We start from the raw sequence: 23,594 nt of genomic DNA on the forward strand, positions 1-23,594 counted from the left end.
ATGATGAGGATTTCGGTAAAATAGACAATGGATATATAAGAAACGATTATAGGAGGAAGACTACTATGGCAATTGTTGATGTATCGATTATTCCAGTAGGAACAGGTAATCCAAGTGTTAGTGAATATGTAGCAGAAGTACAAAAGGTGCTAGAGAAAAATGCGGATCGCGTGAAGTATCAATTAACACCGATGAATACAATTATTGAAGGAGATCTTCCTGTCATTCTAGAAGTAATACAACAAATGCATGAAGTTCCATATACGAAAGGTGCACAGCGTGTTGCAACAACTATTCGTATTGATGATCGTCGTGATAAAGTAAGCACAATGGAGAAAAAATTAAACTCTGTTCGATCAAAATTATAAGAAAAAGCAGCGATCTTCGCTGCTTTTTTCATATAGGAGGTAAATAAAATGAGTGAAAAGTTTAACGAGCAGTTTGATGGTTTACTGGAGAAATATACTGAGCTGTTACTTGGAGAGAGCAATGAAGAGAGAAAAGAACAGGTACAGAAGTGGGCACTGTATTCTTACATAGCTAAGACGATGCCAGCTTTAGTAAAGCATTGGAATGAAACTTATCCAGATGCGAAAGAAGAGATGGTACAGTTAATTACAGATATTAAAAGGCTGAATGAAGAGAAGCGAAATGAGCAATAAAAAAACTTGAGGTAAATATAATCGCAAGTTTTCTGTATTAATATCCTTATATAATTCACATGGAATATAAAGGATTTTATAGGCATGTCGAATATTTTCGACATGCCTATTTTATACCTATTAAACTCCATTTTTCTAAATGTCGAAAAATATTTCAGGTATATTTATAAGCAGAAATATAGGTTTTTAAATGTTTTTATAGTATTTTATAAATTATCTAAATAATTATTTGTATCCAATAATTTTAAACAATGATATAATTTTGAAGAGGGGTAAAAAACAGATAAATTACAGTCATAGGGGTGAATTACATGGAACAATTAATGCGAAATTCGTTTCTTTTCTTATCTAAAAATAAAGCGCTAACAAAACTGGCTAAAAAGTACGGTTTACGCTTTGGTGCAGGTCGCTTCGTCGCAGGGGAGACGATTGAATTAGCGACAGCTGCCATTCAACAATTAAATAAGCAAGGTCTTTGTGTAACAATCGATTATTTAGGTGAATTCGTTGATAATGAAGCGGAAGCAAATGAAATGGCTAACCAATCGATTGAAGCGATCCGTGCAATTGGAAGAGAAGGTCTTGATTCGCAGCTTTCTTTAAAGATGACTTCTATGGGATTAGATATCTCTGATGAAATCGTAATGAACAATATGCGCCGTATTTTAGAAGCTGCAAAAGAAAATGGTGTGTTCGTTACAATTGATATGGAAGACTATACACGCTGTGGTAAAACAATTGATATCTTTAAACAGTTAAAATCTGAGTACGATAATATTGGTACTGTTATTCAAGCTTACCTATATCGTACAGAAAAAGATATTGAGGATTTAAATGCTTATAAACCTAATTTACGTCTTGTAAAAGGAGCTTATAAAGAACCTGAAGAAGTGGCGTTCCCGGACAAGAAAGATGTAGATGACAATTATAAAAAGATTATTAAAATGCACTTATTAAATGGAAATTATACTGCAATTGCTTCACATGACGAAGCGATTATTGAATATACAAAAAAACTTGCTGAAGAACATAATATTCCAAGGGATCAATTTGAATTCCAAATGTTATATGGTATTCGTAATGAGCGTCAACTTGAGCTAGTAAAAGAAGGTTACAAAATGCGTGTTTACGTACCTTATGGAAACGATTGGTATGGATATTTCATGCGCCGTCTAGCAGAGCGTCCAGCAAACGTTGCGTTCGTATTAAAAGGTATGGTTAAAAAATAACCAAGGAGAAAATACTCCTTGGTTATTTTAATTGCTGAAATGCATAATGTGCCATTTTCTTCGTATCAGGATATAGTTGCGCGCGAGTAGAAGATAATACGACGTTAATGACGCGTTTACCGTCTTTTTCATCCACTGTTACGACTGTATATTTTCCGAGTGCTGATAGACCGCTTTTACTTCCAATCGCATATGGATCGTCATATAGTTCTTCTCGTCCGTAGTTTGCGATGTTTGGAGAGCGTTCTGAAGTATGTAGAGTTGTACGTGTTGAATTCATATATTCTAAAACAACTGGATACTTTAATGCTTCTTTCGTAATAATAGCAATGTCATATGGCGATACTTTATTTCCAAGTGCATCAGCACCACTTGCGTTCTTGAAAGTCGCATGCTTTGTACCGAGTTCCTTCGCTCTAGTATTCATCATTTTCACAAATTCATTTTTTGATCCTGCAATATGTTCTGCGATGGATTCAGCTATTGGATCTGCACTAATGATAAGCATCAGTTTTAATGCCTCATCACGTTTTAACTTTTCCCCAGCACGAAGTTTAATTTTCTTACTTTGACTTTCTGTTTTAATTGCGTTTTCTGTAACTGTAATTTCTTCATCCTCTTTTACATTCTCTAGTAAAAGAAGGGTTGTCATCATTTTGGCTATACTAGCCGGATAAGAGCGTTCGTCTTCGCGTTTTCCATACAAAACTTCACCTGTGTCTGCATCGATTGTAACTCCATATTGCCCAGTAATATTAGGTTGATCAGCTCTTACAGCTTGTTGCCTTTGTGCATAAGAGAAGAAAATCATCCCTGTAAATAGTGTGGCAATCATTACAATCATAACTATTGTTCGTTTCATTATAATTCCCTCATTTGTTACAAATAAATTGGGCAGAAAAAGCAGCCATTAATCATTATGCCACGTTCTCTGCCCAAAAATATAGCGTTATTTTTCGCCCATATTATGCTTTTTATATTGTTGGTTATTACCTTGGCGTCCTTTTTCAACACCGTGGTTATGCGGACCTGCGTTTCCAGTTACACTAGCTGCACTAATTCCAGCCTTTGAAGGGTTCTTCTTAAGTTTTGCCATATATATTCCTCCAGTTTCGTCAGATTATAAAAAGGAAAAGTGCATTTAAACAAAGAAAATACACATGTATAGCATAGCCAAGTAAAAGAAAAATATTTATTTCAGAAAATTTTATCAATAAATATATTGCGAAAATTTAAACAGTATCATATATTTATTAGTAGAGGCTCACTCATTGATTGCGACTTATGTCGAAAAATTGAATGAGCATTCATTCAAGAATAGGGGGAGAATTGGATGTTCCAAATTAAAAAGGCTGCTGTTCTAGGTTCAGGCGTAATGGGTTCGGGAATTGCGGCACACTTAGCTAATATTGGTATTCCGACATTATTGCTTGATATTGTACCACCTGCGCTTACGAAAGAAGAAGAAGCGAAGGGACTTACATTAGAACATAAAAGTGTGAGAAATCGTTTTAGTAATACGGCTGTGCAAAAACTATTAAAGCAAAAACCAGCTCCTCTGACAGTGAAAGGAAATTTAGCACTGATTGAAGCAGGTAACTTAGAAGATGACCTTGAGCGTCTAGCTGATGTAGATTGGATTATTGAAGTAGTAGTTGAAAACTTAGATATTAAAAAGAAACTATTTGAAAAAGTAGATGCGGTTCGTAAACCGGGTTCTATCGTAAGCTCGAATACGTCAGGTATTTCAGTTGAAAAAATGGCAGAAGGTCGTTCAGACGACTTCCAGAAACACTTCTTAGGCACACACTTTTTTAACCCACCACGATATTTAAAACTTCTAGAGGTAATACCGACGAAAGAAACAGATCCACAAGTATTAAGCTTCATGAAACTATTTGGCGAAGACGTTCTTGGAAAAGGCGTTGTTATCGCAAAAGATACACCAAACTTTATTGGAAACCGCATCGGTACGTACGGTTTACTTGTTACTCTTCAAGAGATGGTAAAACGCGGCTATAGCATTGGGGAAGTTGATTCTGTAACAGGCCCACTTATTGGTCGTCCGAAGAGCGCAACGTTCCGCACATTAGATGTTGTCGGTTTAGATACATTCGTACATGTTGCAAATAACGTATATGAAAATGTGCAAGAAGAAGAGCGTGATGTATTTAAAGTACCAGCTTTCATGCATGACATGCTGGAGAAAAAATGGCTTGGAAGTAAAACGGGTCAAGGCTTCTTCTTAAAACAAGGAAAAGAAATTTTAGAATTAAATCCTGAAACGATGGAATACGAAGCGCGTAAAAAATTAAAAGCTGCATCCGTAGAGTTAAGTAAACAAGAAAAAGGTTTAGCGAATAAATTGAAAGCGCTTGTATACGCAAAAGACCGTGCAGGAGAGTTATTATGGAACATCATTACACCAACTCTTTTATACTCTGCAAAACTTCATAAAGAAATTGCTGACGATATCGTTGCAATTGACCAAGCGATGAAGTGGGGCTTTGGATGGGAGCAAGGGCCATTTGAAGTGTGGGATGCAATCGGCGTTGAAAAATCTGTTCAAAAGATGGAAGAAAACGGCGTAGTTGTTCCTACTTGGGTGAAAGAAATGTTAGAGAAAGGTTTCACTACTTTCTATAAACATGATAACGGCGATAGCTACTATTACGATAATGGCGAATATAAGCTAATCGAGCGTAATAAAAAAGCAATTTCTCTTAAGCAATTAAAAGCGAAAAATGGTGTATTAAAGAAAAATAGCGGAGCGAGCTTAATTGATTTAGGCGACGGCATCCTTTGCTTAGAGTTCCATTCGAAGAGCAATGCAATCGGTATGGATATTACGCAAATGATTAACTACGCTGTTGATGAAGTAGAAAAGAATTATAAAGGTCTTGTTATCGGTAACCAATCGAAGAACTTCTGCGTTGGTGCGAACCTAGCAATGATCTTAATGGAAGCACAAGACGACAACTACTTTGAAATTGAGTTAGTTGTGAAAAACTTCCAAGATGCAATGACGAAAATTAAGTACTCTTCTAAGCCAGTTGTAGCAGCACCATATGGTATGACGCTTGGCGGAGGTACAGAAGTTTGCTTACCAGCAGCGAGCATTCAAGCTTCTAGTGAAACGTATATGGGCTTAGTAGAAGTTGGTGTTGGCTTAATCCCTGGCGGAGGCGGTAATAAAGAGCTATACATTAAACACTTAAACAAAATGGCAAACGGTGTAGAGTTTGATCTGCAAAAAGTTGCAAATAAAGTGTTCGAAACAGTCGCAATGGCGAAAGTTTCAACTTCAGGACAAGAAGCAGTTTCTCATAACTTCTTAGGTGATAAAGATGGTATTAGTGTGAATGGTGATCACTTACTATACGATGCGAAACAGAAAGCACTTGCTTTATATGAAGCTGGTTACAAAGCGCCAATCCGCAAAAAGATACCAGTTGTTGGGGAAACAGGATATGCAACTCTTGCACTTGGTGCAGAAGCAATGCATTTATCTGGTTACATTTCAGAGTATGACCTTCACATTGCGAAGAAACTTGCATATGTCATTGCGGGCGGAAAAGTACCGTACGGAACAGAAGTTGATGAGCAATATTTATTAGATGTAGAACGTGAAGCATTTATTAGCTTAGTAAGTGAGATGAAATCACAAGCAAGAATGCAGCACATGCTTGTAAAAGGAAAGCCATTACGTAACTAATAACGAGGGGAGATATCGTTCATGAGAGAAGCTGTCATTGTTGCGGGAGCAAGAACACCAATTGGAAAGGCAAAGAGGGGTTCATTAAAAACAGTTCGTCCTGACGATCTAGGGGCGTTAGTAGTAAAGGAAACGTTAAAGCGTGCGAATTATGAAGGACCAATCGATGATTTAATTTTCGGTTGTGCGATGCCAGAAGCAGAGCAAGGTTTAAATATGGCTCGTAATATCGGCGGATTAGCAGGACTTTCTTACGATGTTCCAGCTATTACGATTAACCGTTACTGTTCTTCAGGTTTACAAAGTATCGCTTACGGAGCAGAGCGTATTATGCTTGGTCACTCTGAAGCTGTATTATCAGGCGGAGCAGAATCAATGAGTTTAGTTCCAATGATGGGACACGTTGTTCGTCCGAATAGTCGCCTTGTAGAAGCGGCTCCAGAATATTATATGGGTATGGGACATACAGCAGAGCAAGTTGCTGTGAAATATGGAATTTCTCGTGAAGAGCAAGATGCATTTGCAGTAAGAAGTCATCAACGTGCTGCGAAAGCATTAGCTGCAGGAAACTTTGCTGATGAAACAGTACCTGTAGATGTGACGTTACGCTCGGTTGGATCAAACAATAAACTGCAAGAAGAAACAATCACTTTCGCACAAGACGAAGGTGTAAGAGCAGAGACGACGCTAGACATTTTAGGGAAATTACGTCCAGCATTTAACGTTCGCGGTTCTGTAACAGCTGGTAATTCTTCACAAATGAGTGACGGTGCAGCATCTGTACTATTAATGGATCGCGAAAAAGCAGTGAGCGATGGCATGAAGCCACTTGCGAAATTCCGTTCATTTGCAGTAGCTGGCGTACCACCAGAAGTAATGGGAATCGGCCCAATCGCTGCAATTCCAAAAGCGCTAAAACTAGCTGGCTTAGAGCTATCTGATATTGGCTTATTTGAACTAAATGAAGCATTCGCTTCTCAATCAATTCAAGTTATTCGTGAACTTGGTTTAGATGAAGAAAAAGTAAACGTAAACGGTGGTGCAATCGCACTTGGACATCCACTTGGCTGTACAGGGGCAAAACTAACACTATCTCTTATTCACGAAATGAAACGCCGCAACGAACAATTCGGTATCGTAACAATGTGTATCGGCGGCGGAATGGGAGCAGCGGGAGTATTTGAATTACTATAAAAAGTGGAAGCGGCTCGTTCAGAATGTGAGGGGGATGGAGCTTCAGACGTAGAGGCGTTCTCTGCCTCGCAGGAAGAAGCGAAGCCACCGAACATTCTAGCCGCTGGAACTGGATTATAAAAAAGTGCAGGTGGCTCGTTTAGAACAGGAGGGCGTTGGAAGCCCTGACGAAGAGGCGCTTTTTGCCTCAAAGGAAGGGGGGAAACGACCGACTGTTTTAGCCACTGGAACTGGATTATAAAAAAAGTGGAAGCGGTTCGCTCAGAACGAGACGCTGCCAATGCAAAGAATGGAAGCAACAAAGGTTTATAAAAAAAGGGAGAGCCAGCTTCTTTCAAAAAGAGAGAAGCGGCTCATGAAAATATGAAGGAGGAAATTTTCATGGAAAAAACAGTAGGAAATGCGGTTAAAGGCGGTAGCTTTTTAGTAGATGAGATTACGATTGATCAAGTGTTTACGCCAGAAGATTTTTCATCTGAGCATAAAATGATTGCAAAAACGACAGAGGACTTTATCGTAAATGAAGTTCTTCCAGAGCTTGAATATTTAGAGCAACATGAATTTGATCGTTCAGTTCGTCTTTTAAAAGAAGCTGGGGAACTTGGTTTATTAGGCGCTGACGTACCAGAAGAGTACGGCGGAATTGGTCTTGATAAAGTAAGCTCAGCGTTAATCGCAGAGAAATTCTCTCGCGCTGGTGGCTTTGCAATTACTCACGGTGCTCACGTAGGTATCGGATCTTTACCAATCGTATTATTCGGTAACGAAGAGCAAAAGAAAAAGTATTTACCATTACTTGCAACTGGTGAAAAATTAGCTGCATACGCATTAACAGAGCCAGGTTCAGGATCTGACGCATTAGGTGCAAAAACAACTGCACGTTTAAATGCAGAAGGTACACATTACGTATTAAATGGTGAAAAACAGTGGATTACAAACTCTGCATTCGCTGACGTATTCGTTGTATATGCAAAAATCGATGGAGAGCACTTCTCAGCGTTTATCGTAGAGAAAGACTACGCTGGCGTATCTACAAGCCCAGAAGAAAAGAAAATGGGTATTAAATGTTCTTCAACTCGTACGTTAATTTTAGAAGATGCGTTAGTACCGAAAGAAAACTTACTTGGTGAAATCGGTAAAGGTCATATTATCGCATTCAACATTTTAAATATCGGTCGTTATAAATTAGGTGTTGGTACAGTTGGATCTGCGAAACGTGCAGTAGAAATTTCAGCACAATATGCAAACCAACGTCAACAGTTCAAACAACCAATCGCTCGCTTCCCATTAATTCAAGAGAAACTTGCGAATATGGCAGCAAAAACATATGCAGCTGAAAGCTCTGTATATCGTACAGTAGGTTTATTCGAAAGCCGCATGAGCACATTATCTGAAGAAGAAGTAAAAGACGGTAAAGCAGTAGCAGCTTCTATCGCTGAATATGCAATCGAGTGCTCTTTAAACAAAGTATTCGGTTCTGAAGTATTAGACTATACAGTAGATGAAGGTGTTCAAATTCACGGTGGTTACGGATTTATGGCAGAGTACGAGATTGAAAGAATGTACCGTGATTCTCGTATTAACCGTATTTTCGAAGGAACGAACGAAATTAACCGCCTAATCGTACCAGGTACGTTCTTACGTAAAGCGATGAAAGGTGAATTACCACTTCTTCAAAAAGCACAAAAATTACAAGAAGAGTTAATGATGATGATGCCAGAAGAAGTAGGCGATGAGCCATTAGCACTTCAAAAGTATTTAGTAACTAATGCAAAGAAAATCGGCTTAATGGTAGCTGGATTAGCGGCTCAAAAATACGGTAAAGCATTAGATAAAGAGCAAGAAATTCTTGTGAATATCGCTGACATCGTAAGCAATCTATACGCAATGGAATCAGCTGTTCTTCGTACAGAAAAAGCGATCAAAACAACTGGTCTTGAAAAGAATAAACAAAAAGTGTTATACACTGAAGTATTCTGCCAAGAAGCATTTAACGAAATCGAAGCAGATGCGAAAGAAACACTTATCGCAGTTGAAAACGGCGACATGCTGCGCATGATGTTATCATCATTACGTAAATTAACTCGCCACACACCACTTAACGTAATTCCGAAGAAACGTGAAATCGCTGCGAAAATTTTAGAAGATGAGCGTTACACAGTTTAATATCTTTAAAGAACAGTAGTCGTTTATACGGCTACTGTTCTTTTTTTTGAAAAAAATTTTTTTAGTGACATAAAACTAATACCATTAGTATAATAAAACTAATGGTATTAGTTTTTGTGAAAAGGGAGATGGGACTATGAGGATGATACATGAAAAAACGGTATATCAATTGTCATTTTTGCCAAGAGCGTTTCCTGTAAATTGTTACTTTGTAGAGGAAGATGATGGTTTAACTTTAATTGACGCGGCTTTGCCATATAGCGCAAAAGGTATTTTACAGGTGGCTGAGAAAATAGGAAAACCAATTACTAAGATTGTATTAACACATGCGCATGATGATCACATCGGTGCATTAGATGCATTAAAGGAAGTACTTCCTCATGTTCCAGTCTATATTTCTAAGCGGGACGGAAAGCTGTTAGAAGGAGATATGACGTTACAAAAGGATGAACCGAATATACCGATAAAAGGCGGTGTACCTAAAAAATTAAAAACGGTACCTGATATTTTATTAGAAGATGGCGACCGAGTTGGATCGCTTCTTGCGATTATGACACCGGGACATACGCCAGGCTCCATGTCGTTTCTTGATGTAAGAAATAAAGCTCTTATTGTCGGAGATGCATTCCAAACAAGAGGAGGTATGGCTGTTTCAGGACAAATGAAATTTTGGTTTCCGTTTCCGGCGATGGCAACGTGGAGCAAAGAAATATCATTACAAAGTGCAGAGAAGTTAAGAGAATATGAGCCTTCCTTGCTTGCGGCAGGACATGGAAAAATGATAAACGATCCATTGGCTTTCATAGAGCTTGCTATTAAAGAAGCGAAGCGGAATATAGAAAGTAGAAAAGAGGGTTAATTGATGTCACCGAGAATCGGACTTACATTACAAAAAATTGTAGAAACAGCAGCAGAAATTGCAGATGCAAATGGAGTACAAGAAGTAACGTTAGCTTCATTAGCGCAAACGTTAGGGGTACGTTCGCCCTCACTATATAATCATGTAAAAGGGTTACAAGATGTACGGAAAAATCTTGGCATTTACGGAATCAAAAAGCTGCATAACAGACTGGAAGAAGCTGCTGAGGATAAACGGATGGATGAAGCAATTCATGCTTTAGGAGAAGCGTATGTAGCATTTGTCCGAAAACATCCTGGACTATATGAAGCAACTTTTTTACGAGATGAAGAAGTAAGAAAAGCAGGTGACGGAATTGTAAAGCTTTGTCTTCAGGTTTTACAACAGTATGGCTTAGAAGGAGAGAATGCACTTCATGCGACACGCGGATTCAGAAGTATTTGTCATGGATTTGCTTCGATTGAACAACAGGGCGGATTTGGTTTGCCGTTAGATTTAGATATAAGTTTACATGTATTGTTGGAAACGTTTATTAAAGGGTTACGTGAATAAGAAGCGAGGCAAACAAAAACCTTAGAAGTGATTCTAAGGTTTTTTAGTGCATATGATTCGAAAAGAGCGGTAGGCTTTTTCTCATTACATGATATTATTTTACAGGTTTGAAAAATGTGTATATGACTACGGAAAGGCAAACGAAAATAAAAGCAATAGGATCTTGATATGGACTAGGCTCAGAGCCCTTCTGGATTTCTGTAAGGAAGTCATGTGTTTTCATGTTCATTGCTCCTTTAACTAATAAGTTTTATATGATGCGAGGGTTATAGTGGATAGGAAGTATTTTTTAAAATTTCATATAATAATTATTGCATAGCAATTCTATTCCTAAAACTATAAAATATAAAGTTTTCATAATATGTAAAATTGCATATTATTCTTTTTGAAAAAATTGTTATATTATCTATATATTTGTATTAAAGGATTTTTGTTAAGGTAATGAAAAAAATGGAGGAATAGTATGAGAAAAACAGTATTAGACGCGTATAATGCAGAAAGAGAAGTAGATAACATAACATATAAAAATCTAGTTGTAACGATTGCAAGCATTCTAGGGTTCTCACTCTTAGGGGGATTATTCCTTGCTTTAGCTCTTGGAATTTTTGGAGAAGAGGTATTACGTGCTAATTTAGAGGGATATTATTTACTTCTATTTGATGCAGCTGTTGTTACTATTGTTTTATTTGCTTATAAACCAGTGCTTCATTTTATTAAGAACATATGGGATGTATCTGTTTTAAAAAATGGGAAAACATACTTGTATTTATTAATAGGTTTTATCATCATTGCATTAACTCAGTATGTAATGTTAGAGTTGTTTAGCTTTGAAAGTGCAGGGCAGCAGCGAGATCAATTAGGGAGCTTAGGACTTCAAAATAGTCTACAAAGTATTATATATGTGTTAAGTGTTGCTATAATTACACCAATTAAAGAAGAAATTTTATATAGAGGTATTTTGTATCGATTTTTTGAAAAGAAATATAGTTTTCTAGTTGGTATCATTATTTCTTCCTTCATCTTTGGGATTCTTCATGGTGGTTTTCCGGTTACGGCAATGATTATGGGGATTGTATTTGCTATGTTATACAAAAAGACGCAATCTATTATACCTAGTATTATTTTACACATTATATGGAACTTACTTGTGAGTATAAGTATGATTGTATCTCTATAAAAATAAATACATAACCAGTATAAAAGATGAATGGCTTAGCTATTCATCTTTTATTTTTTTTATATGTGGGAAAAGTTGATGAATACAATCCAAAAAGAACCAAATACTAATGATGAATGAACAAAGAAAGGCGGGTATGTTATATGCAAAACTTAACAGAGCTTGAAGTAGAAAACTTACGTCATTTAATTGGTGGACACGCAACAATTATTAACAAGTTGGAGCAGTATGCACAGACGTGTACAGATCCACAACTGAAACAAATGCTACAAAAAGATGCGCAAGATGCACGAAATACGAAACAGCAATTAATGACTTTCCTAGGATAGGAGGAAGCGGAAAATGAATGAAAAAGATATGGTAAATGATTATTTAGCAGGATTAAATGCAAGTTTAACAAGCTATGCAAATTATATTGCTCAGTCTGATAATGAACAGTTACATCAAACGTTAATTCAAATTCGTAATCAAGACGAGGCGCGCCAACGTAATATGTATGAGTACGCAAAGCAAAAGAGTTATTACAAACCGGCAGCACCTGCTAATCCAATGATTGTACAGCAATTAAAAAGTCAATTAAGTGCGGAATAACAGGAAAAAGAAAACGAGCGAATTTATTCGCTCGTTTTCTTTTTGTATATGTCAATAAATACATAATAAATATTTTTCCAGTTGTAACAAATATGACGAAAATGGAATATGACAATTCACAAAAAGGACAAAAACTTTGTTCAACATTTCACAAAGTATCCATGGTTTCTATCGTGGGAACCTCTATAATTAAGAATGTAAAGAACAAAAGAAATAGATTATATGATCACTTAGGAGAGATTGCTATGAAAAGACATACAAGAAAAATTGCAATTATCGGTACTGGATTAGTTGGATCAAGTTGTGCGTATTCCATTGTAAATCAAGGGATTTGCGAAGAGCTATTATTAATTGATATAAATCATGAACGTGCAGTTGGGGAAGCAATGGATTTATCACATTGCATTAACTTTACAAATACAAGAACAAAAGTATATGCAGGAAGCTATGAAGACTGCAAAGATATGGACATTGTCATTATTACAGCAGGACCAGCACCAAAACCAGGGCAAAGTCGCTTAGATACTTTAGGAGCGAGTGCGAAGATTATGGAAAGTGTTGTTGGTGGCGTAATGGAAAGTGGATTTGATGGTATTTTCTTACTTGCATCGAACCCAGTTGATATTATTACATATCAAGTTTGGAAATTATCTGGATTACCTAGAAATCGCGTAATCGGTACAGGAACATCATTAGATTCTTCTCGCCTAAGAACAATTTTATCTGAAATGCTACATGTAGATCCTCGTAGTATTCATGGGTATTCATTAGGAGAACATGGTGATTCTCAAATGGTTGCTTGGTCTCATGTAACTGTTGGTGGAAAGCCAATTCTGCAAATTTTAGAAGAACAAAAAGAACGATTTGGTGAAATAGATTTAGATGAAATTGTTGAGAAAACTGCAAAAGCTGGCTGGGAAATTTATAAACGTAAAGGAACTACTTATTACGGAATCGGAAACTCTCTAGCGTATATTGCGAGTTCAATCTTTAACGATGATCACCGTGTCATTGCTGTATCAGCCATTTTAGATGGTGAGTACGGTGAATACGATATTTGTACAGGAGTACCAGCTATTATTACTAGAGACGGTATAAGAGAAGTTGTAGAACTCAATTTAACAGAGGATGAAGAATCTCGATTCGCAAAATCAAACGATATTTTACGTGATTATATGAAAACAATTGGTTACTAACTTATAGGAGAAGGTGAAACAAATGAAGGAATATATAATGTCTCGTGTATTTAAAGCATCTGCTGGAATCGCACAAGGTATTTTCGTATCCCTCGGAATTGGTTTACTGATCGAAAATATAGGAAGAATTGTTGATATACCATTACTTATTACAATCGGAGTTGTTGCAAAATCACTAATGGCACCGGCAATTGGTGCTGGAATTGCTTTTATGCTCGGTGCAAACGGTCTTGTAATCTTCTCGGCGATGGTAGCCGGAGCGATTGGTGCCGGATCCATTTCGATTACTGAAGCTGGTCTAATTATTAAAACAGGTGAGCCAATCGGTGCATTATTAACAGCAACTTTAGCTGTATATATTGGTAAACGTTTAAGTGGAAAAACTGCGTTAGATATGATGCTCGTTCCATTTGCGGCCATATTAGGTTCTGGTTTAGTAGGCATTTGGTTATCTCATAATATTACTCCTGTTTTAAATGCAGTTGGAGCGTTTATTAAAGATAGCTCAGCTGGTAGCCCATTCATCGCTTCTATCGTCATTGCAGTAGTTTGGGGACTATTACTTATCTCTCCAGCTTCATCAGCTGCGTTAGCAATTGCACTTAGCTTAGACGGTGTTGCAGGTGGTGCTGCTCTTGCTGGATGCGTTGCTCAGTTTATCGGATTCTCTGTCATCTCAGCAAAAGAAAACAATTTAGGTGGCATATTAGCTCAAGCACTTTGTACTCCGAAAGTACAATTGCCAAATATCACTAAAAATCCAATGATTCTCGTCCCAACTGTCGTCGCCAGTGCTATAGTCGGTCCAGTATCAGCATTAATTTTCCAACTGGAAGCAGGAAAGGAAATTGCAGGTCTTGGATTAAGTTCTCTTATCGCACCAATTAATTTAATTTCCAGCCAAGGATGGGAAGTTCTCCCGGCGATGGTAATTACTTATATCGTCATTCCAGTAGCTGTTTCTTATATACTTTACATTGCTCTTAAAAAAGCAGGTCGTATTCATTCTGGTGATATGACTGTACCGCAATCTTAAATTGAAAATCTCCTTAATAATAGATAAAAGCAGACTGAAGCCACAGTCTGCTTTTTTGTCATGCTACATTCTATGATTTTGTTTTACTGGAACTCTTATTGGTTCTTTGGCCAATAAGAGCTGAACGCCGAAGTAAAGTATGCTTGCAAGCGTCATTCCAGAAACGGCATCTACAAAGGCGTGCTGCTTCGTAAATAGCGTTGATAAAATAATAAGTGTACCGAAGAAAGTAAGGATGTAATATTCAAAAACATGCTGTTCTCTACGCTTAAAGGCAGCTAACATAATTACAAATGTAGTAAGAACGTGAATGCTAGGGAAACAGTTTACTGGCTGGTCGATACTATAAATATAGCGAACTAGTTCAGAAAATACATCTGTTCCAACGACAGTCGGACGTGGTACAGTTGTTTGCCAAAAATAATAAATAGAAAAACAAGCAAGCTTTCCAAAAATAACACTACTTAAAGTAACATAATATTGCTTTCGGTCAGCAAAACAGTAATAAATAAGTGCGCCGTATAAGTATGGAAACCAAAGTAAATAAGGAATAATAAATGCTTTTACAAATGGAATCCAATCATCTACTACAGTTGTAACGTCTACTGCGTGAACAGTCGATTTATTTAATACGTCGTAAAGGGGACTTACGAGCACGAGTAGAAGTATATAACTTAACGGAAGAAAAGATGAAAGTTTAAATTTCTTCATGTTGATCTCCTATGTTTAGTAATGTAAGTAAATTCAATTGATTATAATATAGAAACGTGAATTGGGCTATCGATTTTACTTACATTTTCTTGAATTAACCTTACGTTTTTGTCACTTGACTAAAAAGAAGGGGAGGGTGCTAAATGAAGCGTTTATCGTATTTCTTATTTTTTATATTGATATGCCTAGTCGGTGCTGGGTGTGCAAAGGATAAAGAAGGAGAGAAATTAGAATATAACGGAAGAGCACTCGTAATTGGAGTTGTTGGAGAAAAACCGAAAGATACGTTTAGGAATATAAAGTTTGAGGAAATGAAGTTAGAGGAACTGGAAAAGAAATCTAAGGAAGTAGATGGTTTTCTAATAATGAAAGATCACTTTCAAGAAGCCTCAACAGAGCAATATAAAAATGTATTTTCATCACTAAAGAAACCAGTGTTTTTTATCGGTTTACAAGATAAATCATATTCGATTTTTATTACAAAAGGGATAGAGTATAACAGTGCCCGAAAAGATGTAAATGCTATGTATACGCAAGGGTTTGCGAATATCGGAAGTGGTGAAGGACAACAATGGGCAGTTGGTTTATCGAATGGTGGAAATACAGAAGAAAGTATTCATAATATGTATATCGTCGTATTTCAAACAATTGCAGATTATTTAAATAGATAATGAAGGAGCCTGCAAAAGAGGCTTCTTATTTTTTTAATCAAACGTTTGTTTAAGCTGTATGTTCGGTAGGAAGAAACCGATGTAACTCAAGGGTTAACAAAGAAAAATAGAGAATTAATCAAACGTTTGTTTAAGCTGTATGTTCGGTAGAAAGAAACTCCTGTAGTTCAAAGGTTAAGAAAGAAAATGGAGAATTAATCAAACGCTTGTTTAAGATATATGTTTGGTGCAGAATCTAAAAAATTTATATATTTATTTTTTTCTTAACAAATGGCGGAAAAATAAGAAAAATTCGCAGGATTATTAAAAATTATCACGAAATAAGTAAAAGTTTAGCGAATAATGGTTTGAAATAATAAAACGTTTTCTATATGATAAAGGTAAAGGTTAGTAAAAAAGTAGGTGAATTTATGACAGTAACATTTTATTCATATCCAAAGTGTGGCACATGTCAAAAGGCAAAGAAATGGTTTGAGGCAAACGATGTAGCATATGAGATGATTCATATTGTTGAAAATCCACCATCAAAAGAAGATTTACGTAATTTACATGAAAAAAGTGAATTACCATTAAAAAAATTCTTTAATACAAGTGGAATGCGTTACCGTGAACTTGGTCTAAAAGATAAGTTGAAAGATGCAAGCGAAGACGAAATGTATGAGCTTTTAGCATCTGATGGCATGTTGATTAAACGTCCAATTGTAACAGATGGAACGAATGTAACACTTGGTTTTAACGAAGAGCAGTTTGAAAGTGTGTGGAAAAAGTACCAATAAGGTATTTTTACATAATTAATACATTCACTGGAGGTACAGTCATGAGCATTCCAAATAATTTACGTTACTCTGAAGAACACGAATGGGTAAAAACTGAAGGTAATGAAGTTGTTATCGGTATCACTCACTTTGCACAAGGTGAGCTAGGCGATATCGTATTCGTTGAACTTCCTGAAGTAGGTGCAACAATCGAAGCTAACGAGCCATTCGGAAGCGTAGAATCTGTTAAAACAGTTTCTGAGTTATACGCACCTGTAAGCGGTAAAGTTGTAGCAGTAAACGAAGAATTAAGTGACCAACCAGAACTTGTTAACGAATCTCCATACGAGGGTGCATGGATGGTTAAAGTTGAACTTTCTGATGCAAGCCAAGTTGAGAAGTTATTAACTGCAGAAAAATATGAAGAAATGACAAACCAAGACTAATTATAGTCGACTAAAGGACAGCCTTTGTGCTGTCCTTTTTTATTTTTTGTGAAATAATGAAATTCAAGTTATATGTAAATAAATAAGCTATTATGAGAAAAACTGTTTTGTGGTAAGGTTTCATAAGTCTTCAAAATCTGAAAGAGCCGCTTGCGCTTTTCATTGTCCAGCTCCACCTCCTAGCCCTTCATGTCTAAGAACCTTCCGCACGAGAAGACAAAAAGCGTCTTCTGTGCGAAAGAACCTTAGCCAACAGGGCTAAACAGTCGGTTCCGCTTTTCTTTATGATCCAGCTCTAGCGGCTAGATTGTTCGGTGGCTTCGCTTCTTCCTACAAGGCCAAAAGCGCCTTTACGTCAGAAGCTCCATCCCCCCTCACAATCTAAACGAGCCGCTTGCGCTTTTCTTTTGCAAAAATAAACAGGAAACAACATGAAAATAACGAATATACTATATACTAAGTTCAAGGTTGTATAGTATATGGTGATCGGGTGATGACATATGATTTATGTAGAAAAAGTCATTATTGTAGAAGGTACATCAGATAGAAGAAAGATTGAATCTATTATTCGTGAACCGGTGGAAATTGTTTGTACAAATGGTACAATTGGTTTGTCGAAAATGGATGAGCTCGTTGATCAATTTTTTGATAAGGAAGTGTATGTGCTAGTGGATGCTGATGATGCTGGAGAAAAGTTAAGGAAACAATTTCGAAAAGAATTCCCGCAAGCCGAGCATATCTATATTGATCGCTCGTACCGAGAAGTGGCAACTGCGCCATCTACACACTTAGCAAATGTATTATGGGGAGCCGACATTGACGTTTATACAGAATATTTACGGTAAGGAATGATAGAAGTGATTGATTGGACAGGAGCCGAAGCTACAGCCCTAATAGAGAACGAAGAAAAAACAGTATTATATGTATATACTCCAATGTGTGGAACATGCCAATTAGCAAAAAAGATGTTAACAGTGGTTGAGATGACAATTGAAGATTTGAAAATTGGGATGTTAGATTTAAATTATGCTCCGCATTTAGCAAAAGAGTATGGGATTGAAAGTGTACCTTGTTTACTTGTTTTTGAAAATGGGACACTGATGAAGAAGATATACGCATTTCATTCGGTTGAATATTTATATACGGAATTAAAGTAGGCGGCAAAAATTTTGCCGCCTCGACATATTTCTTGGGAAATATGTCGAGATGCAGGATGGATACAGTATTTGTCGAGCGAAAATAACAGGATTGCTCTTTAGTGAGAGGGAATGGTATGTAATAGAAAGTGATATGAAGGATGTGATTTAGGGTGAGATTATATTCTTTGCTTCAATCATTTGTAAATTACGCTAATGGTCAATATCATTTAGAACCGCTTTTAAGACAAGAAGAAAAAACTGTTAATTTTCGCTTTGGAGATGAAAGTTGTTCGTTACAAATTTCAAGAGATTATATAGAGTTGGTACATGAGGAAAGAGGAACGGAACAAATCATTTGCTTAGATGAAAAGGATATAGAACAATTGGTGAATGGAAATGTACGATTGCAAATGCTAATGAATGATGGACGTGTACAATATTCGGGAACGTACCGAACGATGTTATTAGTGGAATCGATGTTTCATATATGTAAACCGATGTCAGTAGGTGCTTAAAATTCTGAAGTTTCATTTTTTGCGAAAATTTCTGTTGACATGGTGAGTGTATATTGATACAATTCAAGTCATAAAATATAGACAATTTCATAAATTTTAAATCAGACGAAAATTGAATCTGATTTCTCTTATCAAGAGAGGTGGAGGGACTGTGCCCTGTGAAGCCCGGCAACCGTCAACTTATGTTGAAATGGTGCCAATTCCTGCAAAGCAAATGCTTTGAGAGATGAGAGAGAGGGATAATGTTGTTATATACGCATAAAAACCTTTCTGCTTCTCTAAAGCAGAAAGGTTTTTTTATTGTTTGAATGTGGAGGACATTCAAATAATAAAAGTAATGATAACAGTGGACTACACGCATTAAAAATAAAAAATTGCGGAGTCGACCTAAAATCTTTATGAAATCTAGCTCCAGCGGCTAGAACAGTCGGTCGTTTCATCCCTTCCTATGAGGCAAAAAGCGCCTCTACGTCAGGGATTCAAACGCCCTCTTGTTCTAAACGAGCCGCTTGCGCTTTTTATTTAAAAAAGGGGTGATACACCATGATTCTATTAGAGAATGTAAAGAAAATATATAAAGCAAAAAGCGGTGATGTCACTGCTGTAGATAATGCCAATTTAAAAATAGATAAAGGTGAAATATTTGGTGTTATCGGATATAGTGGCGCTGGAAAAAGTTCTTTAATTAGATTGTTCAATCAGTTGGAGAAACCAACTTCTGGCCAAATTACAATTGCAAATCGTGTCATTTCAGCAATTACAGGAAGCGAACTTCGTAAGGCAAGGCAAGAAATCGGAATGATTTTTCAGCACTTCAACTTACTTTGGTCACGAACTGTACGTGAAAATATAGAGTTTCCACTTGAAATTGCAGGTGTTGATAAAGCGAAGAGAAGAAAACGTGTTGATGAATTAATTCATCTTGTTGGATTAGAAGGAAGAGGAGACGCGTACCCATCTCAGCTGAGCGGGGGACAAAAGCAACGCGTCGGGATTGCAAGAGCATTAGCTAATAATCCACAAGTGCTTTTATGTGACGAAGCAACGTCAGCTCTTGATCCGGAAACGACAGATCAAATTTTGGATTTACTATTAGACATTAATAAGCGCCTTGGTTTAACAATTGTACTCATTACACATGAGATGCACGTAATTCGAAAGATTTGTAATCGTGTTGCGGTAATGGAGAAAGGAAAGATTGTAGAAACAGGTCCAGTACTTGATGTATTCCGTAATCCGAAGCAAGATATTACGAAACGATTTGTACAGCAGTTAACAGATTCTGAAGATACAAATGAAACGATTGAAAATTTAATTGAAAAATATCCAGATGGAAAAGTAATTCGTTTGCAGTTTATCGGTGAGGCTGTAGAAAGACCAGTGCTTCAACGATTGATGCAACGTAGTGATATAGAAGTTAGCATTTTGCAAGGAAATATCGCACAAACGAATAACGGTTCTTACGGTAGTTTAGTTGTTCATTTAAATGGTGAAGAAACAGCGATTCAGCAAGCAATAGAAGGAATTCATCAAGATCAAGTAGAGCTGGAGGTGATTGCACATGGATAAGTTACTTGCAAATGTTGATTGGAATCAAATGTTAGAAGCAACTGGTGAAACGTTATATATGACGGCAATCGCAGCTCTTGCGACATTTGTTTTAGGACTCATTTTAGGATTGTTACTCTTCATGACAGCAAAAGATAATTTATGGGAAAACAAATCAATTAATACGGTGATTGGAGCATTCGTAAATATATTCCGTTCTATACCATTCATCATTTTAATTATTTTATTAATCCCATTCACAAAGATTCTTCTTGGAACAATTCTTGGAGCAAGTGCAGCTTTGCCGGCTTTAATTATTGGAGCAGCACCATTCTACGCGAGAATGGTTGAAATCGCACTTCGCGAAATTGATAAAGGTGTAATTGAAGCTTCAAAAGCAATGGGAGCAAAAACAAGCACAATTATTTTGAAAGTGTTAATTCCAGAATCGTTACCAGCATTAGTATCTGGTATTACGGTTACGACAATTGCTTTAGTAGGCTATACAGCAATGGCAGGAGTTGTTGGTGCTGGTGGCCTTGGAACACTTGCTTACTTAGAAGGATTCCAAAGAGGGAATAACGATGTAACAATCGTTGCGACAATTTGTGTATTACTAGTTGTATTTTTAATTCAGTGGATTGGTGATAGTTTAACGACTCGAATAGATAAACGATAATGAAAAACGGGAGGATGCTTCAAATGAAAAAATTGTTACTTACGACACTTATTTCAACTTCAATTTTTGGATTAGCTGCTTGTGGCGGGAAAGATAAAGATGAAAAGAAACTTGTTGTGGGTGCTTCTAACGTACCGCACGCTGTTATTTTAGAAAAGGCAAAACCGTTACTTGAGAAAAAAGGAATTGAGTTAGAAATTAAAAAATTCCAAGACTACGTATTACCAAATAAATCGTTAGCGGATAAGGATTTAGATGCAAACTACTTCCAGCACATTCCGTATTTAGAAAAAGAAATTAAAGATAAAAAATATGACTTTGAAGTAGCAGGAAAAATTCATTTAGAACCAATTGGTGTGTACTCTCAAAAGTATAAGAGCTTAAAAGAGCTTCCGGACGGAGCGACAATTATTATGAGTAATTCAGTTGCTGACCATGGACGTGGTTTAGCAATTTTACAAAAAGAAGGTATTTTAAAAATTAAAGACGGAATAGATCCAGTTAAAGCAACTCCAAAAGATATTGCAGATAATCCGAAAAATCTAAAATTCAAAACGGATATCGAGCCTGGTTTATTGCCACAAGTGTATAACAATAAAGAAGGCGACGCTGTTTTAATTAACTCTAACTATGCAATTGATGCAAAGTTAAATCCGGAAAAAGATGCAATTGCAATTGAAGGAAATGATTCACCATACGCAAACATAGTAGCTGTTCGTAAAGGCGATAAAGATAAGAAAGAGATTAAAGCTCTTGTAGAAGTATTGCATTCTAAAGAAATTGAAGACTTCATTAATAAAGAATATAAAGGGGCGGTTGTTCCTGTAAAAGAATAATTGCTGAAAAGGGCTGGTGTATGCCGGCTCTTTTTATAACTACATAACTATTGGGGAGAAGGGGAAAGCATATGAAAAAGGTTCTACTGTCAATTGTTACAGCGTTGTCTGTATTTACATTAGCTGCTTGCGGAGGAAAAGAGGAGAATAAGCTTGTTGTGGGAGCTTCTAACGTGCCACACGCTGTTATTTTAGAAAAGGCACAGCCGATTTTAGAGAAAAAGGGTATTAAATTAGAAATTAAAAAATTCCAAGATTATGTGTTGCCGAATAAGGCTTTAGCGGATAAAGAAATTGATGCGAACTACTTCCAGCATATTCCTTACTTAGATAAAGAAATTCAAGAAAAGGGATATAAAATTGTAAACGCAGGAAAAATCCATTTAGAGCCAATGGGTATTTATTCTAAGAAATATAAAAGCTTAAAAGACTTACCAGATGGCGGGACAGTGATTATGAGTAATAACGTAGCGGAGCGTGGCCGCATGCTAGCACTGTTACAAAAAGGAGGCGTTATTAAATTAAAAGACGGAGTAGATGTTGTTAAAGCAACAGTAAAAGATGTTGTAGAAAACCCGAAAAACTTAAAATTTAAAACAGATGTTGAACCTGGACTTTCACCGAAATTGTATGAAAATAATGAGGGAGATGCTTTATTTATTAATTCAAACTATGCAATTGATGCAAAATTAAATCCAACAAAGGATGCAATTGCGATTGAAGGATCAGACTCTCCGTATGCAAACATCATTGCAGTTCGTAAAGGTGATGAGAAGAAAAAAGAAATTAAAGAGCTAGTAGAAGTGCTACATTCAAAAGAAATTCAAGATTTTATTAATAAAGAATATAAAGGTGCTGTACTTCCGGTAAGTGAATAAATATAAGGAAAGGGCTGGAAAATTACCAGTCCTTTTTTCTTTATATAAATAAGAAGAAAGGTGTATCATAGAAAGATGTGAAGGAAATACTTATATACATTTGTGAAAAAACGGTTACTTTTTTTCGTCGTTTGCGATATCATTTTATTTGATATAAAATTAGAATGAGAATAAAATGAGAATATGAACGTTTTAGGAATTTTTAAAATGTATATATAGGATTAATGGAGGTATTGAGATGGCTGGTTCTACATTAACGGTTAAAGACTTACACGTATCAATTGATGGCAAAGAAATTTTAAAGGGTGTAAACCTTGAAGTAAAAGGTGGAGAAATCCACGCAATTATGGGACCTAACGGAACAGGTAAATCAACTTTATCTTCTGCAATTATGGGTCACCCAAAGTATGAAGTAACAGAAGGTAGCATCATCATCGACGGTGAAGATGTATTAGAAATGGAAGTAGACGAGCGCGCACAAGCGGGTCTATTCCTAGCAATGCAATATCCAAGTGAAATTAGCGGAGTAACAAACGCTGACTTCTTACGTTCTGCAATTAACGCACGTCGTGAAGAAGGCGATGAAATTTCTCTTATGAAATTTATCCGTACATTAGATAAAAACATGGAATTCCTAGAAATGGATCCAGAAATGGCACAACGTTACTTAAACGAAGGTTTCTCTGGTGGAGAGAAAAAACGTAACGAAATTCTTCAATTAATGATGATTGAGCCAAAAATCGCAATCTTAGATGAAATCGACTCAGGTCTTGATATCGATGCATTAAAAGTTGTATCTAAAGGTATTAACGAAATGCGCGGCGAAGAGTTCGGTTGCCTAATGATTACGCATTACCAACGTTTATTAAACTACATCACTCCAGACTTCGTTCACGTTATGATGAACGGTCGTATCGTTAAATCTGGTGGCCCTGAGCTTGCACAACGTCTAGAAGCTGAAGGTTACGACTGGATTAAAAAAGAATTAGGTATTGAAGACGAAACAACAGAGCAAGAAGCGTAAGAGAGGAGCATAAAC

General features: G+C 36.6%; 27 protein-coding genes and 1 riboswitch. Of the genes, 24 read left to right on the forward strand and 3 right to left on the reverse strand.

Translation table 11 applies throughout. The features are described 5' to 3' along the window. Nucleotides 1–65: 65 nt before the first annotated feature. The 3 genes from ACTFN4_RS16965 (at nucleotide 66) to ACTFN4_RS16975 (ending at nucleotide 1,891) form a co-directional block, all read left to right on the forward strand. Nucleotides 66–368: an MTH1187 family thiamine-binding protein gene (locus tag ACTFN4_RS16965; protein ID WP_001018860.1), complete on the forward strand. Its 303-nt coding sequence runs from the start codon at nucleotides 66–68 to the stop codon at nucleotides 366–368. A gap of 48 nt (nucleotides 369–416) precedes the next feature. Next, the gene (locus ACTFN4_RS16970) at nucleotides 417–662 is read left to right on the forward strand and encodes a YusU family protein (RefSeq protein ID WP_001290594.1); all 246 of its coding nucleotides are present in this window, start codon (nucleotides 417–419) and stop codon (nucleotides 660–662) included. 311 nt (nucleotides 663–973) lie between these two features. Further along, the gene (locus ACTFN4_RS16975) at nucleotides 974–1,891 is read left to right on the forward strand and encodes a proline dehydrogenase family protein (RefSeq protein WP_000436783.1); all 918 of its coding nucleotides are present in this window, start codon (nucleotides 974–976) and stop codon (nucleotides 1,889–1,891) included. A 22-nt stretch (nucleotides 1,892–1,913) separates the two neighbouring features. On the opposite strand, the gene ACTFN4_RS16980 is transcribed toward ACTFN4_RS16975, so the two are convergent. Together ACTFN4_RS16980 and ACTFN4_RS16985 are read right to left on the reverse strand one after the other, a co-directional pair. Next, complete coding sequence (locus tag ACTFN4_RS16980) at nucleotides 1,914–2,753, reverse strand: D-alanyl-D-alanine carboxypeptidase family protein (protein ID WP_000831463.1); 840 nt, start codon at nucleotides 2,751–2,753, stop codon at nucleotides 1,914–1,916. Nucleotides 2,754–2,840: 87 nt separating this feature from the next. Continuing rightward, nucleotides 2,841–2,987, reverse strand: coding sequence for a YuzL family protein (locus ACTFN4_RS16985; protein ID WP_001096344.1), 147 nt, complete (start codon nucleotides 2,985–2,987; stop codon nucleotides 2,841–2,843). Nucleotides 2,988–3,224: 237 nt separating this feature from the next. Between ACTFN4_RS16985 and ACTFN4_RS16990 the strand changes: the two genes are divergently transcribed. The 10 genes from ACTFN4_RS16990 (at nucleotide 3,225) to ACTFN4_RS17035 (ending at nucleotide 14,377) form a co-directional block, all read left to right on the forward strand. Continuing rightward, a complete protein-coding gene (locus ACTFN4_RS16990) occupies nucleotides 3,225–5,606 on the forward strand; it encodes a 3-hydroxyacyl-CoA dehydrogenase/enoyl-CoA hydratase family protein (protein ID WP_000486377.1) in 2,382 nt (793 codons plus the stop codon). Between the two features lie 21 nt (nucleotides 5,607–5,627). Further along, nucleotides 5,628–6,800 (forward strand): acetyl-CoA C-acetyltransferase, encoded by a 1,173-nt coding sequence (locus ACTFN4_RS16995; RefSeq protein WP_001206324.1) that lies wholly within the window; start codon nucleotides 5,628–5,630, stop codon nucleotides 6,798–6,800. A 381-nt stretch (nucleotides 6,801–7,181) separates the two neighbouring features. Beyond that, a complete protein-coding gene (locus tag ACTFN4_RS17000; RefSeq protein WP_000416291.1) occupies nucleotides 7,182–8,966 on the forward strand; it encodes an acyl-CoA dehydrogenase family protein in 1,785 nt (594 codons plus the stop codon). Nucleotides 8,967–9,102: 136 nt separating this feature from the next. Then, a complete protein-coding gene (locus tag ACTFN4_RS17005) occupies nucleotides 9,103–9,825 on the forward strand; it encodes an MBL fold metallo-hydrolase (protein WP_086404583.1) in 723 nt (240 codons plus the stop codon). A 3-nt stretch (nucleotides 9,826–9,828) separates the two neighbouring features. After that, complete coding sequence (locus ACTFN4_RS17010) at nucleotides 9,829–10,377, forward strand: TetR/AcrR family transcriptional regulator (RefSeq protein ID WP_000074925.1); 549 nt, start codon at nucleotides 9,829–9,831, stop codon at nucleotides 10,375–10,377. A gap of 463 nt (nucleotides 10,378–10,840) precedes the next feature. Beyond that, nucleotides 10,841–11,554, forward strand: coding sequence for a CPBP family intramembrane glutamic endopeptidase (locus ACTFN4_RS17015; RefSeq protein WP_001232992.1), 714 nt, complete (start codon nucleotides 10,841–10,843; stop codon nucleotides 11,552–11,554). 143 nt (nucleotides 11,555–11,697) lie between these two features. Then, nucleotides 11,698–11,883 carry a hypothetical protein gene (locus ACTFN4_RS17020; protein WP_001180555.1) on the forward strand — a complete coding sequence of 62 codons (186 nt, stop codon included), beginning with the start codon at nucleotides 11,698–11,700 and terminating at the stop codon, nucleotides 11,881–11,883. Between the two features lie 13 nt (nucleotides 11,884–11,896). Further along, nucleotides 11,897–12,145, forward strand: coding sequence for a spore coat protein (locus tag ACTFN4_RS17025; RefSeq protein ID WP_001002981.1), 249 nt, complete (start codon nucleotides 11,897–11,899; stop codon nucleotides 12,143–12,145). 245 nt (nucleotides 12,146–12,390) lie between these two features. Beyond that, the gene (locus tag ACTFN4_RS17030; RefSeq protein WP_000820660.1) at nucleotides 12,391–13,341 is read left to right on the forward strand and encodes an L-lactate dehydrogenase; all 951 of its coding nucleotides are present in this window, start codon (nucleotides 12,391–12,393) and stop codon (nucleotides 13,339–13,341) included. Between the two features lie 22 nt (nucleotides 13,342–13,363). Next, nucleotides 13,364–14,377 carry a PTS transporter subunit IIC gene (locus ACTFN4_RS17035; protein ID WP_000666172.1) on the forward strand — a complete coding sequence of 338 codons (1,014 nt, stop codon included), beginning with the start codon at nucleotides 13,364–13,366 and terminating at the stop codon, nucleotides 14,375–14,377. A 63-nt stretch (nucleotides 14,378–14,440) separates the two neighbouring features. Here the strand turns inward: ACTFN4_RS17035 and ACTFN4_RS17040 are convergent, their stop codons facing one another. Continuing rightward, nucleotides 14,441–15,088 carry a phosphatase PAP2 family protein gene (locus ACTFN4_RS17040; protein WP_000713775.1) on the reverse strand — a complete coding sequence of 216 codons (648 nt, stop codon included), beginning with the start codon at nucleotides 15,086–15,088 and terminating at the stop codon, nucleotides 14,441–14,443. Nucleotides 15,089–15,231: 143 nt separating this feature from the next. Here ACTFN4_RS17040 and ACTFN4_RS17045 point away from each other — a divergent pair, with 143 nt between their 5' ends. The 11 genes from ACTFN4_RS17045 (at nucleotide 15,232) to sufC (ending at nucleotide 23,579) form a co-directional block, all read left to right on the forward strand. Then, a complete protein-coding gene (locus ACTFN4_RS17045; protein ID WP_000826874.1) occupies nucleotides 15,232–15,759 on the forward strand; it encodes a hypothetical protein in 528 nt (175 codons plus the stop codon). A 410-nt stretch (nucleotides 15,760–16,169) separates the two neighbouring features. Further along, nucleotides 16,170–16,535, forward strand: coding sequence for an arsenate reductase family protein (locus tag ACTFN4_RS17050; RefSeq protein WP_000218968.1), 366 nt, complete (start codon nucleotides 16,170–16,172; stop codon nucleotides 16,533–16,535). A 41-nt stretch (nucleotides 16,536–16,576) separates the two neighbouring features. Further along, the gene (gene gcvH, locus ACTFN4_RS17055; protein ID WP_439962557.1) at nucleotides 16,577–16,960 is read left to right on the forward strand and encodes a glycine cleavage system protein GcvH; all 384 of its coding nucleotides are present in this window, start codon (nucleotides 16,577–16,579) and stop codon (nucleotides 16,958–16,960) included. A gap of 500 nt (nucleotides 16,961–17,460) precedes the next feature. Then, nucleotides 17,461–17,805: a toprim domain-containing protein gene (locus ACTFN4_RS17060; protein WP_000640870.1), complete on the forward strand. Its 345-nt coding sequence runs from the start codon at nucleotides 17,461–17,463 to the stop codon at nucleotides 17,803–17,805. Between the two features lie 3 nt (nucleotides 17,806–17,808). Continuing rightward, the gene (locus ACTFN4_RS17065; RefSeq protein ID WP_002008881.1) at nucleotides 17,809–18,117 is read left to right on the forward strand and encodes a thioredoxin family protein; all 309 of its coding nucleotides are present in this window, start codon (nucleotides 17,809–17,811) and stop codon (nucleotides 18,115–18,117) included. A 152-nt stretch (nucleotides 18,118–18,269) separates the two neighbouring features. Next, entirely contained in the window at nucleotides 18,270–18,614 is a 345-nt protein-coding gene (locus ACTFN4_RS17070; RefSeq protein WP_001242139.1) for a hypothetical protein, read from the forward strand. Nucleotides 18,615–18,739: 125 nt separating this feature from the next. Then, a riboswitch (SAM riboswitch) is annotated at nucleotides 18,740–18,847 on the forward strand. A gap of 310 nt (nucleotides 18,848–19,157) precedes the next feature. Then, nucleotides 19,158–20,183 (forward strand): methionine ABC transporter ATP-binding protein, encoded by a 1,026-nt coding sequence (locus tag ACTFN4_RS17075; protein ID WP_078386052.1) that lies wholly within the window; start codon nucleotides 19,158–19,160, stop codon nucleotides 20,181–20,183. Then, nucleotides 20,176–20,841 (forward strand): methionine ABC transporter permease, encoded by a 666-nt coding sequence (locus ACTFN4_RS17080; RefSeq protein WP_000359401.1) that lies wholly within the window; start codon nucleotides 20,176–20,178, stop codon nucleotides 20,839–20,841. The genes ACTFN4_RS17075 and ACTFN4_RS17080 overlap by 8 nt, the downstream gene beginning before the upstream one ends. 23 nt (nucleotides 20,842–20,864) lie before the next feature. Beyond that, nucleotides 20,865–21,677 (forward strand): methionine ABC transporter substrate-binding lipoprotein MetQ, encoded by an 813-nt coding sequence (gene metQ / locus ACTFN4_RS17085; RefSeq protein ID WP_439962559.1) that lies wholly within the window; start codon nucleotides 20,865–20,867, stop codon nucleotides 21,675–21,677. A 71-nt stretch (nucleotides 21,678–21,748) separates the two neighbouring features. Next, the gene (gene metQ, locus ACTFN4_RS17090; protein WP_000757005.1) at nucleotides 21,749–22,555 is read left to right on the forward strand and encodes a methionine ABC transporter substrate-binding lipoprotein MetQ; all 807 of its coding nucleotides are present in this window, start codon (nucleotides 21,749–21,751) and stop codon (nucleotides 22,553–22,555) included. 238 nt (nucleotides 22,556–22,793) lie between these two features. Beyond that, a complete protein-coding gene (gene sufC / locus ACTFN4_RS17095) occupies nucleotides 22,794–23,579 on the forward strand; it encodes a Fe-S cluster assembly ATPase SufC (RefSeq protein WP_000929160.1) in 786 nt (261 codons plus the stop codon). The last annotated feature ends 15 nt before the right edge of the window (nucleotides 23,580–23,594 follow it).

It is taken from the genome of Bacillus cereus group sp. MYBK95-2 (genome assembly GCF_051915225.1).
Lineage (GTDB): Bacteria > Bacillota > Bacilli > Bacillales > Bacillaceae_G > Bacillus_A > Bacillus_A cereus.

Bases quoted from the DNA above. Each gene is read 5' to 3' on its own strand.
- ACTFN4_RS17010 (WP_000074925.1), top strand. From the start codon at position 9,829: ATGTCACCGAGAATCGGACTTACATTACAAAAAATTGTAGAAACAGCA.
- metQ (WP_000757005.1), top strand. From the start codon at position 21,749: ATGAAAAAGGTTCTACTGTCAATTGTTACAGCGTTGTCTGTATTTACA.
- ACTFN4_RS17030 (WP_000820660.1), top strand. From the start codon at position 12,391: ATGAAAAGACATACAAGAAAAATTGCAATTATCGGTACTGGATTAGTT.
- ACTFN4_RS17040 (WP_000713775.1), bottom strand. From the start codon at position 15,088: ATGAAGAAATTTAAACTTTCATCTTTTCTTCCGTTAAGTTATATACTT.
- ACTFN4_RS16990 (WP_000486377.1), top strand. From the start codon at position 3,225: ATGTTCCAAATTAAAAAGGCTGCTGTTCTAGGTTCAGGCGTAATGGGT.
- ACTFN4_RS16970 (WP_001290594.1), top strand. From the start codon at position 417: ATGAGTGAAAAGTTTAACGAGCAGTTTGATGGTTTACTGGAGAAATAT.
- gcvH (WP_439962557.1), top strand. From the start codon at position 16,577: ATGAGCATTCCAAATAATTTACGTTACTCTGAAGAACACGAATGGGTA.
- ACTFN4_RS16985 (WP_001096344.1), bottom strand. From the start codon at position 2,987: ATGGCAAAACTTAAGAAGAACCCTTCAAAGGCTGGAATTAGTGCAGCT.
- sufC (WP_000929160.1), top strand. From the start codon at position 22,794: ATGGCTGGTTCTACATTAACGGTTAAAGACTTACACGTATCAATTGAT.
- ACTFN4_RS16995 (WP_001206324.1), top strand. From the start codon at position 5,628: ATGAGAGAAGCTGTCATTGTTGCGGGAGCAAGAACACCAATTGGAAAG.
- ACTFN4_RS17080 (WP_000359401.1), top strand. From the start codon at position 20,176: ATGGATAAGTTACTTGCAAATGTTGATTGGAATCAAATGTTAGAAGCA.
- ACTFN4_RS16975 (WP_000436783.1), top strand. From the start codon at position 974: ATGGAACAATTAATGCGAAATTCGTTTCTTTTCTTATCTAAAAATAAA.
- ACTFN4_RS17060 (WP_000640870.1), top strand. From the start codon at position 17,461: ATGATTTATGTAGAAAAAGTCATTATTGTAGAAGGTACATCAGATAGA.
- ACTFN4_RS16980 (WP_000831463.1), bottom strand. From the start codon at position 2,753: ATGAAACGAACAATAGTTATGATTGTAATGATTGCCACACTATTTACA.
- ACTFN4_RS17075 (WP_078386052.1), top strand. From the start codon at position 19,158: ATGATTCTATTAGAGAATGTAAAGAAAATATATAAAGCAAAAAGCGGT.
- ACTFN4_RS17025 (WP_001002981.1), top strand. From the start codon at position 11,897: ATGAATGAAAAAGATATGGTAAATGATTATTTAGCAGGATTAAATGCA.
- ACTFN4_RS17065 (WP_002008881.1), top strand. From the start codon at position 17,809: ATGATAGAAGTGATTGATTGGACAGGAGCCGAAGCTACAGCCCTAATA.
- ACTFN4_RS16965 (WP_001018860.1), top strand. From the start codon at position 66: ATGGCAATTGTTGATGTATCGATTATTCCAGTAGGAACAGGTAATCCA.
- ACTFN4_RS17015 (WP_001232992.1), top strand. From the start codon at position 10,841: ATGAGAAAAACAGTATTAGACGCGTATAATGCAGAAAGAGAAGTAGAT.
- ACTFN4_RS17005 (WP_086404583.1), top strand. From the start codon at position 9,103: ATGAGGATGATACATGAAAAAACGGTATATCAATTGTCATTTTTGCCA.
- ACTFN4_RS17050 (WP_000218968.1), top strand. From the start codon at position 16,170: ATGACAGTAACATTTTATTCATATCCAAAGTGTGGCACATGTCAAAAG.
- ACTFN4_RS17035 (WP_000666172.1), top strand. From the start codon at position 13,364: ATGAAGGAATATATAATGTCTCGTGTATTTAAAGCATCTGCTGGAATC.
- ACTFN4_RS17045 (WP_000826874.1), top strand. From the start codon at position 15,232: ATGAAGCGTTTATCGTATTTCTTATTTTTTATATTGATATGCCTAGTC.
- ACTFN4_RS17000 (WP_000416291.1), top strand. From the start codon at position 7,182: ATGGAAAAAACAGTAGGAAATGCGGTTAAAGGCGGTAGCTTTTTAGTA.
- metQ (WP_439962559.1), top strand. From the start codon at position 20,865: ATGAAAAAATTGTTACTTACGACACTTATTTCAACTTCAATTTTTGGA.
- ACTFN4_RS17020 (WP_001180555.1), top strand. From the start codon at position 11,698: ATGCAAAACTTAACAGAGCTTGAAGTAGAAAACTTACGTCATTTAATT.